The sequence below is a fragment of the Prosthecodimorpha hirschii genome (assembly GCF_001305515.1).
Taxonomy (GTDB): domain Bacteria; phylum Pseudomonadota; class Alphaproteobacteria; order Rhizobiales; family Ancalomicrobiaceae; genus Prosthecodimorpha; species Prosthecodimorpha hirschii.
In genome coordinates this window covers 788,652-802,065 of sequence record NZ_LJYW01000001.1, presented here as the reverse complement: position 1 = coordinate 802,065, position 13,414 = coordinate 788,652, and the positions used below count along the sequence as shown (strand labels likewise).

At 69.6% G+C, this 13,414-nt stretch carries 12 protein-coding genes; 5 read left to right on the top strand and 7 right to left on the bottom strand.

Going from position 1 to position 13,414, the window contains the following annotated elements; all coding sequences use genetic code 11:
• The first annotated feature begins 107 nt into the window (after positions 1–107).
• From ABB55_RS03410 to ABB55_RS03400, 3 genes are all read left to right on the top strand, one after another.
• A complete protein-coding gene (locus ABB55_RS03410) occupies positions 108–1,208 on the top strand; it encodes an endonuclease/exonuclease/phosphatase family protein (protein WP_054357556.1) in 1,101 nt (366 codons plus the stop codon).
• Positions 1,205–1,957: a hypothetical protein gene (locus ABB55_RS03405; RefSeq protein ID WP_054357555.1), complete on the top strand. Its 753-nt coding sequence runs from the start codon at positions 1,205–1,207 to the stop codon at positions 1,955–1,957. The genes ABB55_RS03410 and ABB55_RS03405 overlap by 4 nt, the downstream gene beginning before the upstream one ends.
• 73 nt (positions 1,958–2,030) lie before the next feature.
• Positions 2,031–2,945 (top strand): PhzF family phenazine biosynthesis protein, encoded by a 915-nt coding sequence (locus ABB55_RS03400; RefSeq protein ID WP_054357554.1) that lies wholly within the window; start codon positions 2,031–2,033, stop codon positions 2,943–2,945.
• A gap of 27 nt (positions 2,946–2,972) precedes the next feature.
• On the opposite strand, the gene ABB55_RS03395 is transcribed toward ABB55_RS03400, so the two are convergent.
• Complete coding sequence (locus ABB55_RS03395) at positions 2,973–3,962, bottom strand: hypothetical protein (protein ID WP_054357553.1); 990 nt, start codon at positions 3,960–3,962, stop codon at positions 2,973–2,975.
• Positions 3,963–4,109: 147 nt separating this feature from the next.
• Positions 4,110–5,003 carry a glycosyltransferase family 2 protein gene (locus ABB55_RS03390; RefSeq protein ID WP_054357552.1) on the bottom strand — a complete coding sequence of 298 codons (894 nt, stop codon included), beginning with the start codon at positions 5,001–5,003 and terminating at the stop codon, positions 4,110–4,112.
• 253 nt (positions 5,004–5,256) lie between these two features.
• On the opposite strand from ABB55_RS03390, the gene ABB55_RS03385 reads away from it, so the two are divergent.
• Positions 5,257–5,769 (top strand): dTDP-4-dehydrorhamnose 3,5-epimerase family protein, encoded by a 513-nt coding sequence (locus ABB55_RS03385; RefSeq protein ID WP_054361812.1) that lies wholly within the window; start codon positions 5,257–5,259, stop codon positions 5,767–5,769.
• 462 nt (positions 5,770–6,231) lie between these two features.
• Entirely contained in the window at positions 6,232–7,839 is a 1,608-nt protein-coding gene (locus tag ABB55_RS03380) for a 2-isopropylmalate synthase (RefSeq protein WP_054357551.1), read from the top strand.
• 133 nt (positions 7,840–7,972) lie between these two features.
• On the opposite strand, the gene ABB55_RS03375 is transcribed toward ABB55_RS03380, so the two are convergent.
• The 5 genes from ABB55_RS03375 to ABB55_RS03355 all read right to left on the bottom strand — a co-directional run bounded on the left by ABB55_RS03375 (position 7,973) and on the right by ABB55_RS03355 (position 13,390).
• Positions 7,973–8,716 carry a DUF1028 domain-containing protein gene (locus tag ABB55_RS03375; protein WP_054357550.1) on the bottom strand — a complete coding sequence of 248 codons (744 nt, stop codon included), beginning with the start codon at positions 8,714–8,716 and terminating at the stop codon, positions 7,973–7,975.
• Between the two features lie 13 nt (positions 8,717–8,729).
• Positions 8,730–9,434: an ABC transporter ATP-binding protein gene (locus ABB55_RS03370; RefSeq protein ID WP_054357549.1), complete on the bottom strand. Its 705-nt coding sequence runs from the start codon at positions 9,432–9,434 to the stop codon at positions 8,730–8,732.
• A complete protein-coding gene (locus tag ABB55_RS03365) occupies positions 9,431–11,194 on the bottom strand; it encodes a branched-chain amino acid ABC transporter ATP-binding protein/permease (protein WP_054357548.1) in 1,764 nt (587 codons plus the stop codon). Before ABB55_RS03365 ends, ABB55_RS03370 begins: the two co-directional genes overlap by 4 nt.
• Before the next feature lie 25 nt (positions 11,195–11,219).
• Positions 11,220–12,056 carry a branched-chain amino acid ABC transporter permease gene (locus tag ABB55_RS03360; protein WP_054357547.1) on the bottom strand — a complete coding sequence of 279 codons (837 nt, stop codon included), beginning with the start codon at positions 12,054–12,056 and terminating at the stop codon, positions 11,220–11,222.
• Between the two features lie 170 nt (positions 12,057–12,226).
• Positions 12,227–13,390 carry a substrate-binding protein gene (locus ABB55_RS03355; RefSeq protein ID WP_054357546.1) on the bottom strand — a complete coding sequence of 388 codons (1,164 nt, stop codon included), beginning with the start codon at positions 13,388–13,390 and terminating at the stop codon, positions 12,227–12,229.
• Positions 13,391–13,414 lie beyond the last annotated feature (24 nt).

Genomic DNA, 13,414 nt, shown 5'->3' with positions numbered 1-13,414 from the left:
GGCTTTGACGGGACGTGCGATGCCCGATCTCGGGGGCTAAACAGCCTTCTGTGTTCCCATGTTCAATCCGTTCTCTTGACGGGCAACCGAGCAGGTCCGCCTCAGCCATGCCCATCCGCATCGCCACCTTCAATGTCGAGAACCTGATGCGGCGGCATACGGCCGAGCGCGACCGGCATACCGGAGCCTGGATTCCGGATGCGGCGGTGGGGCTCTACGATCATGCCAACGAGGCCGAGGGGCGGCTGATCGAGCGGGCGGTGCAGATCGGCATCTCCGACGACCAGCGCCAGATGACCGCGCAGGCGATCCGCGATCTCGATGCCGACATTGTCTGCCTGCAGGAGGTCGACGATCTGCGTGCCCTGCGCTACTTCCACGACCGCTATCTCCGCAAGGCGATCGACGAGCCCTACGAGGAATTCGCGCTGCTGCAGGGCAACGACAGCCGCGGCATCGATGTCGCCGTGATGGCGCGGCGCGGCTATCCGATCAAGGTCAAGAGCCACGCGACGCTGAGCTACCGCGACCTCAACCTCTTCAACGACGATCTGCGCCGCGGCGGCCATACCGAGGACGACCGCATCTTCCGGCGCGACTGCCTGGAGGTGGAGGTCGAGATCGCCGGCAAGGTGCTCGACATCTTCGTCTGCCATCTGAAATCGATGGGCGGCGACCGCGACCGGACCATGGCGATCCGGCGCGCCGAGGCGCGCGCCGTGCGCCGGATCATCGAGCGCAAATACGACCAGCGCGCCCGCTTCTGCAACTGGCTGATCTGCGGCGACATGAACGACTATCGCGAGAAGATCGCGGTCCGGCAGACGCGCCAGGGACCGCCGGACTGGACGCCGGCCAAGGCCGAGGCGTCCGGGCTCGATGCCTTCTTCGCGGATCGCTTCGCCATCAATCTGATCGAGCGGCTGCCCTGGGAGGAGCGCTGGACGCATTGGTGGGGCGAGGGCAAGGAGCTGTCGCAGCTCGACTACATCTTCGCCTCGCCGGCGCTCGCCGCCGCCAACCCGCGCGCCAAGCCGGAGATCGTGCGCCGCGGGCTGCCCTACCGAGTGCCGGTGCGCGCGCGCAATCCGGACGGAACCCCGTTCGAGCGCTATCCGCGCGTCGGCTTCGACCGGCCGAAGGCGTCCGACCATTGCCCGGTCGTGATCGAGCTCGAAATCCCCGACGACGGCCGGAGCCCGGCGTGACGCTGGCGGCGATGGACGCCCCCGTCGTTCGGGTCGAGGCGGTCGATCTGGTCATCCGGCCGGGCCGGCTCGGCTTCGCGCCCGAGGATGCGGACCGCATCGCGGCGCGCTGGGCGGAAACGCTCGCCGCCAAGCCGGAGGTCTGGAACGGGCCGTTCTTCCTGTTCGAGCGGGCCGGTTTCGAGACCCGCGCCGGCGCCGCCGTCTTTGCGGGCGAGGGCGCGCAGACGGATTTCGCCAGCTACATGGACTGGCGCGCCGTCGACCCGCCGAACCCGCGCTTCCGGCATGTCTTCCCCGTCGGCGCGATCCTGACCGCCGACCGCCGCCTGGTGGTCGGCCGCATGTCGCCGCACACCGCCAATGGCGGGCGTCTCTATCCGCCGTCCGGATCCTTCGATCCGCACGATCTGGTCGCCGGGCCGGACGGGCAGGTGCGGCTCGATCCGCTCGCCAACATCCTGCGCGAGATCGCCGAGGAGATCGGCTTCGACGCCTCCGGCTGGCCGCGCGCGCCCGGCTGGCTGGTGGTCGATTCCGGGCCGAACCGCCATGCCGTCGTGACGCTGATCGAGGCGCCGATGACCGCGGCGGCGATCGAGGCCGCCGCCATGCCCCATATGGCGGCCGATCCGGAGCGGGAACTCGATCGGCTGGTCTTCCCGGCCTTCGGCGAGCGGCTCGACCCGGCCGCCTCGGCGCTCTACGTCAACCGGTTGCTGGACCATCTGGCGGACCGATATCCGTAGAGGCCGGGCTTGCACCCGCGCCCCGGTCCGGGCCCTATCGGGGCTCGTGTCGCAATCAGGAGAATCCCCCCTCATGGCCGAGCGCCGCTACGCCGTCCTCGACGTGTTCACCAGCCGCCCCCTGGAGGGCAATCCGCTCGCCGTGGTGCTCGACGCCGACGGGCTCGACACGGCGGCGATGCAGCGGATCGCCGGGGAGTTCAACCTGTCGGAGACGGTGTTCGTGCTGCCGGCCGACAACCCGGCCCACAGTGCGCGGCTGCGCATCTTCACGCCGACGCGCGAACTGGCCTTCGCCGGCCATCCGACGGTCGGCACGGCCTGCCTGCTGGCGAGCCAGCGCTTCGCCAGCATGCCGGACGGCATCGACGCGGTGCTGGCGCTGGAGGAAGAGGTCGGGCTGGTCCGGGCGGCCGTCCGGCTGAAGCCCGACGCGCCGGCCTATGCCGAATTCGACATGCCGCGCCTGCCCGAGGCCGACGCCCTGGAACTCGGCGTCAAGACCGAGATCGCGCTCGCGCTCGGCCTATTGCCCGGTGAGGTCGGCTTCGAGAACCATGTGCCGAGCGTCTGGGGCGCCGGTAACCATCCCTTCGCCTTCGTGCCCGTCGCCGGCGTCGCGGCCATGCGCAAGGCGAAGCCGGATGCGGCCGGCTGGGCGGCGGCCTTCGGCACCTGTCCGTGGGTCTATCTCTATTGCCGCGAGACGCTCTTCCACGATTCGAGCTTCCACGCGCGGATGTTCGCGCCCGGAGCCGGCATTCTCGAGGATCCGGCGACCGGATCGGCGGTCGCCGCGATGACCGGCGTCATCAACCATTTCGACGACCTGCCCGACGGCACCTACCGGTATCGCATCGAGCAGGGCTTCGAGATGGGCCGGCCGAGCCTGATCGATCTGGAGATCGAGGTCGGCGGGTCGAAGGTGACCGCGGGCCGCATCGGCGGCCACGCGGTCCGGGTCATGCAGGGGACGCTGGAGGCGTGAGCCGTCCCGCGCCGCCCACGCACGGTCTCAGTTGGCGGCCTTCGGCGGCTCGTTGATCGGCTGGAAGGCGAACGGGGCTTCGACATTGTCCGGGTCGACCACGACCCGGACGGCGCCGACGATCGCCTCGCCCATCACCTGCAGGCGGGTGACGTTCGGCACCGGCTTCAGGTCGGTGCCGTAGAAGGGCGTGACCAGGAAGATGTGGTTGTCGCCGTTGATCACCAGCACCGGCTTGCCGAAAGCCCGCGCGCCGCGCTCGACCGCCTTGATGGTGTCGACGAAGCCCGAGGCGACCGGAACGGCCGGCTCGCTCTGCTTGATGTCCCAGACATCGGCCTGCCAGGCGATCACCATGGCGGAGAGATTGTCGGCCTTGGCCTTGGCGAAGGCGGCGTCGAGCCAGGCCACGTTGGCCTTGTTGCGGGCGAAATACTCGTTGACGGTGTCGAGGTCGCGCGGCTCGAAATTGTTGTTCGAGCCCGGCACGTGGACGGCCGCGAACAGAACGCCGTTCTTGACCCAGCGCGCATTCTCGACGAAGCCCGAGCCGTCGGTCGCCTTCATCTCCGGCATCACCTCGGCCTGACGTTCGACCGCGATGGCGGCCTTGGCGAGCGGCTTGCCGTCGAAGAACATCTGCCGGACCTTGGTCAGCCGCTCGGTCGGCTTGAACTTGCCGGCGCGCTCGCGGTGGCAGTCGGTCCACTCGTTGTCGCCGATGGCATAGACCAGCGGCTGCTCGAAGGTGGCGAACTGGTCCTTGACCTTCTGGAAATTCTCGTCGGTGCAGGGCGTCGAGCCGGACTTGATGTCGCCGACATGGATCGAGAATTCCGGCTTCGCCTTGTTGATCTTGGCGATCAGGGCGTCGAAGCGGGCATAGTCGTCGGGCAGCTTGTAGGGCATGTCGCCGAGCGCCATGAAGGCGAAGGCGCGCGGGCCGCCGACCTCGGCGCCTTGGGCGGCGGGCACGGCGACGGCAAGCGTGAGGGCGAGGGAGAGCGCGAGACGCATGGCGGGATCGTCCTTCCGGGAAAGCTGCCGCCCTGGTAGCCGGGCCGTGCGACAGACCCGTGACAGGCCGTCCGGGTCTCTGCCCCGGGCCGGCAGGCCGGCTGCCGCATCCGGAGCCCCGGTCGCGCTGGGCGGGCCTCCCGGGCCTCAGCGGCGCCCGGTCAGGCGGCGCCACAGCGCGGCCGGCGACCAGGCTCCGGGTCGCTTCGTGCCCGGCCCGCGACCGCCCGACCCGTGACCGCTTGGCCGGCCGCGTGCGATCTCGAGCGCGCGATTGACCACCGTCGGCAGCGGCACGGGGACGTGGCCGTCCGGCAGGGTCTCGGCGAGGGCGCGCCACATGGCCCGGTCCAGGAACAGGTCGTGGACGAGCCGGGATTCCTGCGTGCGCCGCGTTTCGTCCCAGCCGCTGCGCTCCGGACTGGCCAGCTTCAGGGTCGTCGCGGCCTTCGAACTCGCGACCCGCACCCAATCCTGGCTCAGGAACTTGCGCCACATGTTGAGGTCGGAGGCGACGCCGGGCGGTCCGGGACTCCAGCCGTCGGGCAGGCGCCTGTAGGCATCGAGCCGATGGCCGGCACAGGTCGGGCCGAAGCAGTTCCAGAGCTCGTCGATCATCCGCCGCCGCACCGCCGCATCGGCCGGCGTCTCGTCGATCGCCCGGATCGCCAGGTTCGGGGCGATCATGACATGCCGGGTATGGGCGAAATCGGCGTCGCGCAGCAGGCCGGCGAGCGCCTTCAGATGCTGCGGTCCCCAGATGTCGTCGTCGCCGCAATAGGCGACCGCATCGGCCTGGGCTGCGGACAGAATCTCGTGACGCCAGGCATCGCCGTTGCCGGCGCCCTTGGGGAAGACATGCAGTCTGACGCGGGCGTCCTTGGCGGCGAAGTGGCGGACGAGGTCATGCGTGTGCGGCGGCGACCCGTCGGCGATCACCGCCAATTCCAGATTGCGGTGCGACTGGTGCAGAATGCTGCGGATGGCGAATTCGATGGTCCGGCCGTGATCGAAGGTCGGGATGATGACGAGGAAGCGCATGGCGGTCTCCGCGGGGCGCCGGGACCCTAGATCATCCGGCCGGGCTGCGGAACCGGGCCGTGGCGCCATCACGCAACCGCAGGGCTGCTCTTCCACACCGGATCGGAATGCCGGCAAGTCGATGTTCCACCCGTGCGGGAAATGCGTTAGGTGTCGCGGCTCGGCGGATATCTTGCGGGTCTGCCGGTCCATGATCCCCAATGCGGTCCGGGCGTTCCGGCCCGATCTGCGCACCTGGACGGAGGGCGACGGAATGGCTTTGGAATTCGTGCAGGACGCGCCGCGCCCGATCGGCAGATCGGCGCGGGTGACGGATGGCGTGTCGATCGACGGCGTCGTGATCGAGCGGCTGGAGCCGAACGCCGACGGCCGCGGCCGGCTGATCGAACTGATCACCACCCGCGACGAGCCGATCGAGCCGATCGTGCATGTCTACCAGGTGATCGCCGAGGCCGGCAGCCGGCGCGGCTGGGTCTATCACAAATGGCAGCACGACCGGCTCGCCTTCACGATGGGCCGGTTCGAGATCCATTTGGTCGATATCCGCGAGAATTCGCCGACGCGCGGCGCCCGCATGGTGCTGGAGGCCGGGGAGGCCAATCCGACCCGCCTGCGCATTCCGCCCTATGTCGCCCACGCGGTGATCAACAATGGCGCGACGGCCTGCTTCGTCAACATGCCGACCAACATCTACGACCCGAACAATCCGGACAAGTTCCGCTATTCCGGCGATCTGGACGATCTCGGCACCGTCCCGGTCGCCTGAGGCCGGAGAGGCACCGGGACCGGCCGCGGCACGCTGCGGCCGGCGGCCCGGTGCCCCCCGCCGGGGCAACGACGCGTGGCCCATTCGGCCAGGGCCTCTTGCCAAGCGGGCTGCGTAAAGCTATTCGAAATCGATCCCGCGCAGACTGCGCGCGGGCGCCGGCATGAGGCCGGCCCTGGGACCGGAACCGAACGACCGCGTGATGACGATCGCGAACGCCACGACACCGCACGATGCGACCGCTCCGGTCGCCGCTGCCGTGCGTCTGTGCGTTCCCGCGCCGCGGCCGGCCGCTCTGCTTCTGTCCTCGCTTCTTCTCCTTACCGGCCCCTGAGCGCCGGCTGGCCCTTCGTGGCCGGGTACTCAGGGGATGCGCAACCGACCAGGCACCGAATCATCGGCGCCGATGGACGACGGCCGAGAGCCCGTCCGGAGCGCCCGGAAACACCCGAGAGGAAGCCCATGAACGCCCAGACCAGCTCCGCCGACGCCGTATCCGCTTCCGCCCGCGACCGCGTCATCATCTTCGACACCACGTTGCGCGACGGCGAACAGTCGGCCGGCGCCTCGATGACCTATGACGAGAAGCTGCAGGTCGCCGAACTGCTCGACGCGATGGGTGTCGACATCATCGAGGCCGGCTTCCCGATCGCCTCGATCGGTGATTTCGAGGCGGTCAGCGAGATCGCCCGCAACACCCAGAACGCGGTCATTGCCGGTCTCGCCCGCGCCATCCCGGCCGATATCGCCCGCTGCGGCGAGGCCGTGCGCCACGCCAGGCGCCCGCGCATCCACACCTTCGTGTCGACCTCGCCGATCCATCTGAAGTACCAGATGAACAAGTCGCTCGATCAGGTGATCGAGATCATCAACGCCACCGTCGCCCAGGCGCGCGGCCTGGTCGAGGATGTCGAGTGGTCGGCGATGGACGCGACCCGCACGCCGATCGACGATCTCTGCCGCTGCGTCGAGGCCGCGATCCGCTGCGGCGCGACCACCATCAACCTGCCCGACACGGTCGGCTATGCCACGCCCGAGGAATATGAGGCGATGTTCCGGCAGGTGATCGAGCGCGTGCCGGGCGCCGACAAGGCGATCTTCTCGGCCCATTGCCACGACGATCTCGGCCTGGCCACCGCCAACTCGCTGGCCGCCCTGCGCGGCGGCGCGCGGCAGATCGAATGCACCATCAACGGCCTCGGCGAGCGCGCCGGCAACGCGTCGCTGGAGGAGGTCGTCATGGCCATCCGCACCCGCGCCGACCGTCTGCCCTACGTCACCGGCGTCAAGACGCCGATGCTGGTGCAGGCCTCGCGGTTGGTCTCGGCCGTGTCCGGTTTCGCGGTCCAGTACAACAAGGCGATCGTCGGCAAGAACGCCTTCGCGCATGAGAGCGGCATCCATCAGGACGGCATGCTCAAGAACAACGAGACCTACGAGATCATGCGCCCCGAGGATGTCGGCGTGCGCGCCACCAACCTGGTGATGGGCAAGCATTCCGGCCGCCATGCCTTCAAGGAGAAGCTGAAGGAGCTCGGCTTCGAACTGGGCGACAACGCCTTCGAGGATGCCTTCCGCCGCTTCAAGGACCTGGCCGACCGCAAGAAGCATGTCTACGACGAGGATATCGAGGCGCTGGTCGAGGACGAGATCTCCAGCGCGGGCGAATCCGTCAAGGTGATGGCGCTGACCGTCATCGCGGGCACGGGCGGGCCGCAGAAGGCGATCATCACCATGGACGTGAACGGCACCCACGTCACCAAGGAGGCCAACGGCACCGGCCCGGTCGACGCCACCTTCAACGCCATCACGTCGATCTGGCCGCACCAGGCCAAGCTGTCGCTCTACCAGGTCCATGCCGTCACCGAGGGCACCGACGCCCAGGCCGAGGTCTCCGTGCGCCTGGAGGAGAACGGCCGCATCGCCACCGGCCGCGGCGCCGATGTCGACACGCTGGTCGCCTCGGCCAAGGCCTATGTGTCGGCCCTCAACAAGCTGACCGTGCGCCGGCAGTCGCCGATCGTGAATGTCGCCGGCGCCGAGCCGATCCGGATCGGCGAGCGGGTCTGAGGGCGCGGGCCGGCGCGGCCCGACCGACCCATTTGAAGGCGAGGGGCGGCCATCGGTCGCCCCTTTTTTGCGTCGAGTCCTGCCCCGTGTACGGGCGCCGGCGGGAGGCCTGGGTGCAACGCGGCAAGGCGCGTCAGCGCGCCGGATAGGCGCCGCCGCCGCCGGGGCGATCGGGCGGGGCGAGGGCCAGCACGTCGGTGACCGCGGCCGGCTGCGGGCCGGCCGGCTGGCCGCGTTTCGGCATATGGGCGACGAAGGGCATCAGCTGCAGGCGCGCGATGCCGAGGATGCGGCGCAGTTCGCCGACCGGGTGCGGGTGCTCGTCGGCGCGGATGTCGAGCAGCGGATAGGCTTCCGGCCCATGGACCCTGAGCGCTGCGGACTGCTTGCCGCGCCGGTCGCCGCCGGCGGCGTCGCCGGCCTCCAGCGCGCGCATCAGCCGTTCGTCGAGCGCCTCCCCCGCGGACGCGCGGAAGGCCGCCGCCATGGCGTCGATCACCTCCGGCCCGGTCAGCATGTTGCCCTGGACGGCGAAATCCTCACCCACGATATGCCCGGCCCAGGGCGTGCAGGCGGCGCCGGTCCAGGCGCTCGCGCGTCCGGCGCCGTCGACCACGCCGATCTGGCGCAGGTCCGCCGCCTCGTCCTCGGCCAGCACCGCCGCGAGCGCGGCCTCGGCGTCTTCGCCGCCGGCAAGCCGGTCGAGCACGGCCAGCGCTAGGTAGGGATTGACCCAGGACTGGGTCGAGACCGCGCCGGTGGCGGCCATCGTGAACGGGCACATCGACCCGACCGCCGGCACGGCGGTCGCGACCGCGACGCCGAGATGGCCGGCCGCCGCACAGCGCGCGACGATCGAGAAGGTGTTCAGTTCCATCCTTCGGGTCCCCTCACAGACTGAGATGGCGCGCGATCTCGGCCGCCGCGCCGGGCGCGCCGGCTGCGCCGGCATCGACGATCTCGCCGCGGTCCATCACGACGAAGCGGTCCGCGACCGCGAGCGCGAAGGGGATATGCTGCTCGACCAGCAGGATGCCGGCTGCGCTGCGGCCGCGTTCGGCGCGCAGCACGCCGCCGAGCCGTTCGATCACCGAAGGCTGCAAGCCTTCCGTGATCTCGTCGACCAGCAGGAGCTTCGGGTCGGCGGCGAGCGAGCGGGCCATCAGAAGCATCTTCTGCTCGCCGCCGCTGAGCGTGCCGGCGCGCTGGCGGATGCGTTCGAGCAGGAACGGGAAGGAGCGCTCGACCGCCGCCCGGGCCTTCGGCCAGTCGCGGTCGGAGGCGAGCGCGAGGCGGATATTCTCCTCGACCGACAGGTCCTGGAACAGCGACTTCTCCTGCGCCACATAGGCGACGCCGCGCCGCGCGATCCGGTGCGGCGCCTCGCGCGTCACGTCCGCGCCGCCGATCGCGATCCGACCGGCGAGCTTGGGCAGGTAGCCCATGATGCTTTTCAGCAGCGTCGACTTGCCGGTGCCGTTCTTGCCGAGCACGGCCAGGATTTCGCCGGGGGCGACGGTGAGCGCGATCTCGCGCAGCACGACCGCCTCGCCATAGCCGGCCGAGATCGCGTCGATGTGGAGGGCGGGCGTCATCGGGCGGCCTCCGCGGGGGCGCCGTGATGGCCGGCGCCGGCATAGATCTGCTTGACCGTCTCCGATCCGACCACCTCCTCGACGGTGCCGTCGAGCACCAGGCGGCCCTGATGCAGCACCACGACGCGCGAGGAAATCTCGCGGACGAAGTCGAGATCGTGCTCGACCAGCAGGATGCACAGCCGCTCTTGCGTGGCGAGATCGGTCAGGATGCCGCCGATCAGCATCCGCTCGGCCTTGGAGAGACCGGCGGTCGGCTCGTCGAGCAGCAGCACCTTCGGTTCGAGCGCCAGCACCATGGCGAGTTCGAGCGCCTGTTTCTGGCCGTGCGACAGGAGCCGCGCCGGGGTGGCGAGCCGCTGGTCGAGGCCGGTCGTGGCGACGACGCGGGCGGCCGGGCCGGGCAGGGCAAGCTCGGTCGAGCGCCTGACGAGCGACGGCCGGTCGATCCGCGTGCGGGCGATCTGCAGGCATTCGGCGACCGTCAGGCTGTCGAAGACATTGGCCATCTGGAACTTGCGGCCGATGCCGAGCGCGACGCAGCGCTCCGGCGGCAGCCGGCCGATCGAGACGCCGCCGATCTCGATCGTGCCGCCCGAGCGCTCCGAGCCGTCCGCGATGCAGCGCATCAGCGTGGTCTTGCCGGCCCCGTTCGGGCCGACCAGGCTGACGAGTTCTCCGGCCCGCGCCTCGAAATCGATGCCGCGCAGCACCGGCAGGCTGCCGAAATGCTTCGCCACGCCCCGGATACGGATGGCCGGGCCGTCGGAGGCGGTCGCGACGGTGCGGCGGGCGGCCGTCACGAGGGTGGCGGTCCGGGCCGTCGTCTTGCCGCCGAGCCCGACCCAGCGGCCGAGCCGCTTCAGGCCGTCGCCGAGGATCGGCAGAAAGCCGCGCGGCAGGGCGACGATGACGGCGACGAAGACGAGGCCGATGATCAGCTTCCAGACGAAGGGATAGTCGCCGGAGAGCTGCGCGCTCTCGTAGTCGACCAGCACGGTGCCGATGACCGGGCCGAGCAGGGTGCCGCGGCCGCCGAGCGCGACCCAGATGACCAGTTCGGTGCCGAACACGAAGCCGACCAGCTCGGGTGCGACCACGGCAGCGTAACCGGCGAAGACATAGCCGGCGACCGCCGCCAGCGCTGCGGATACCAGGAAGGCGATGCTCTTCAGCCGCGCCGTGCCGATGCCGAGATACTTGCAGCGCTGCTCGTTCTCGCGGATCGCGACGATCAGCCGGCCGGCATCGCTTGCCATGACCACCCAGGCGGCCGCCGTCGCCACGGCCAGCAGCGATCCGGCGAGCACGAACCAGGCCTCGATCGAGAGATCGAAGGTCTCGAAGCCGGACAGGCCGCTGCTCGATCCGGTCCAGGTGCCGCCGGAGAAGATCACCTGCGTGGCGACGATCGGCAGCACCAGGGTGATGACCGAGGCATAGAGTTCGCTGGCGCCGTGCCAGAAGGCGAGCCAGGCGACGACGGCGGCGACCAGGACGGCGATCGCGATGCCGGCCGCCAGGGCGAGGACGGCTGTGCCGGGCGAGAAGCCGACATGCATGAAGACCAGTCCGGCCGCATAGGCGCCGATGCCGAAGAAGGTCGACTGGCCGAAGGTCAGGATGCCGAGATAGCCCCACAGGATGTCGACCGTCAGCGCGACCATCGCATAGAGCAGCGAGCGCACCAGCACGTTCATCGAATAGGTGTCGAGGATCTGTGTCGCGCCCGCAAAGGCGGCGATGGCCAGCGCGGCCATGCCGGCGGCGAGGAGAATGGGACGTTCAGCCACGGGCGAAGCCTTGCGGACGGGTGCGGAGGATGATCGCCGCCAAGAGCGCGATCGTGATGCCGCCGAGGACGGGGCTGTAGAGGCTCGACACGATCACCTGCGCACCGCCGAGCACCAGGCAGGCGGCGGCGAGGCTGGCGAGCGAGGTGCCGGAGACCAGGACCAGCATGAAGGCGTTGACGAGCCACGGCACGCCCATGTTCGGATCGACGCTCGACAGCGGCGTGATCAGCGCGCCGGCGACTGCCGCGAGCGCCGAGCCGAGCGCGAAGGTGACGAAGCGGACCCAGGTCGAATCGATGCCGAGGCCGCGCGCCAGGTCCTCGTTCATGATCACCGCGCGCGTGGCCAGGCCGAGCCGGGTGCCGTTCAGCAGGAGCGCGATGCCGAGGCCGAGCAGGATGGCGATCGGCACCATGACGATGCGGTAGAGCGAATAGCTCTCGCCGAGGAGGTCGATCGTGCCGCCGAGCGGGGCGGCGGCGAACTGCACCTCGCGGCCGAAGACCAGCACGATGGTCTGGCCGATGATGATGCCGAGGCCCCAGGTGGCGAGGATCGCGTCGAGCGGCCGGGCATAGAGCGGGCGCACCACGACGCGCTCGATCAGCGTGCCGGCGACGGCACCGAACAGGGCCGCCATCGGAATGCCGAACCAGGGATTGAGGCCGAGCTGGGTGGTGATCAGCGCCGCGTAGCCGCCGAGCGTGATCAGGCCGCCATGGGCGAAGTTGATGATCTTCATGACGCCGAAGACCAAGAGCAGCCCGGAGGCGACCGCGAACAGGATCGCGGCGGTGGTCACGACATCGAGCAGAAGTGCGGTCATCCGGTCGGTTTGCCTTCTCTTCGGGGCGTCGCCGCGCTCCAGCCTGATCCGGCCCCAGCCTGATCCGGGGGAGGGCCGGCAGCAAGGGTCGCGCGCCGCATCCGGCCGATGGCCGGCAGCAGGAGTCGCGCGCCGCGGCGGGACCCGCGGCGCGCGAACCCGTCAGGCCCTCACTTCAGGTTCGGGCACTGTTCGCCGGGGTCGACATCCTTGAAGGTCGACAGGAGCTTGATGCCGCCGTCGGCCTGGACCTGGCCGAGATACATGGTCAGCGGCGCATGACGCTGCTTGCTCATGGTGATCTTGCCGCGCGGGCCGTCGACCGACACTTCCGCCAGCGCCTTCAGAACGGCGGCGGCATCGGTCGAGCCCGCCTTCTCGACGGCGGCCTTGTAGGCGTAGACCGCCTCGTATTGCGGCACCGACAGGTCGTTCGGGGTCTTCAGGTTGGAGCCGAACTTCTTGTCCATCGAGGCCAGGAAGGTCTTGTTGGCGGCGCTGTCGATGTTGGTCAGGTAGGAGCCGGAGATGTAGATGCCCTCGGCATCCGGCCCCATCGCCTTGGCGGTGCCCTCGTCGACGGCGAGATTGCCGTAGGGCGCCTTGATGCCGGCCGCGCGCAGCTGCTTGGTCAGGGTGACGTTCGGCGCGCCGCCGGCCGTCGAAGTGACCAGCGCGTCCGGATTGCTCGCCTTGATCTTGCTGATGATCGCGGTCCAGTCGGTGGCATCCATCGGCGCATATTCGTCGCCGATCACCTTGCCGCCCTTCTTCTCGATGTAGCTCTTGGTGAAGGCCAACATGCCGCGGCCGAAGGCATAGTCGCTGCCGACCAGGAAGAAGGTCTTGGCGCTCTTCTCCTTCATGAAATAGTCGATGATCGGCGCCACCTGCTGGTCGGGCACCCAGGCATTGACGAACAGATACGGGCTGCAGGAGCGGCCTTCGTAGAAGGAGGTGTAGATGTAGGGGGTCTTGCCGCGGGCGACGATCGGCAGGCCGGCATTGCGGGCGGCCGAGGTCTCCATCGAGATCAGCACGTCGACCTTCTTCTGGAAGATCAGGCTGTCGAAGGCCTTCTGCGCGCCGGCCGCGCCCGAGCCGTCATCGGCGACCTCGAGCTTGACCTTCTTGCCGAGGATGCCGCCCTTGGCGTTGATCTCCTCGACCGCCAGTTCGGCGGACTGCACCACCGACGGCGCCACGACGCTGTTGGCGCCGGACAGGCCGACCGGGATGCCGATCGTGATGGTGTCGGCGGCGAGCGCCGGGGAGGCGAGCAGGCAGGCGGCGAGCACGAGGCCGCCGATCGTCCGGGGATGGGGATGGGTCATCGGAAGGTCTCCGTTCTGCGTCTC

Coding starts and splice junctions, on each gene's coding strand:
- ABB55_RS03355 (WP_054357546.1), bottom strand. CDS start 13,390: ATGACCCATCCCCATCCCCGGACGATCGGCGGCCTCGTGCTCGCCGCC.
- ABB55_RS03370 (WP_054357549.1), bottom strand. CDS start 9,434: ATGACGCCCGCCCTCCACATCGACGCGATCTCGGCCGGCTATGGCGAG.
- ABB55_RS03385 (WP_054361812.1), top strand. CDS start 5,257: ATGGCTTTGGAATTCGTGCAGGACGCGCCGCGCCCGATCGGCAGATCG.
- ABB55_RS03390 (WP_054357552.1), bottom strand. CDS start 5,003: ATGCGCTTCCTCGTCATCATCCCGACCTTCGATCACGGCCGGACCATC.
- ABB55_RS03360 (WP_054357547.1), bottom strand. CDS start 12,056: ATGACCGCACTTCTGCTCGATGTCGTGACCACCGCCGCGATCCTGTTC.
- ABB55_RS03400 (WP_054357554.1), top strand. CDS start 2,031: ATGGCCGAGCGCCGCTACGCCGTCCTCGACGTGTTCACCAGCCGCCCC.
- ABB55_RS03410 (WP_054357556.1), top strand. CDS start 108: ATGCCCATCCGCATCGCCACCTTCAATGTCGAGAACCTGATGCGGCGG.
- ABB55_RS03380 (WP_054357551.1), top strand. CDS start 6,232: ATGAACGCCCAGACCAGCTCCGCCGACGCCGTATCCGCTTCCGCCCGC.
- ABB55_RS03395 (WP_054357553.1), bottom strand. CDS start 3,962: ATGCGTCTCGCGCTCTCCCTCGCCCTCACGCTTGCCGTCGCCGTGCCC.
- ABB55_RS03365 (WP_054357548.1), bottom strand. CDS start 11,194: ATGGCCGCGCTGGCCATCGCCGCCTTTGCGGGCGCGACACAGATCCTC.
- ABB55_RS03375 (WP_054357550.1), bottom strand. CDS start 8,716: ATGGAACTGAACACCTTCTCGATCGTCGCGCGCTGTGCGGCGGCCGGC.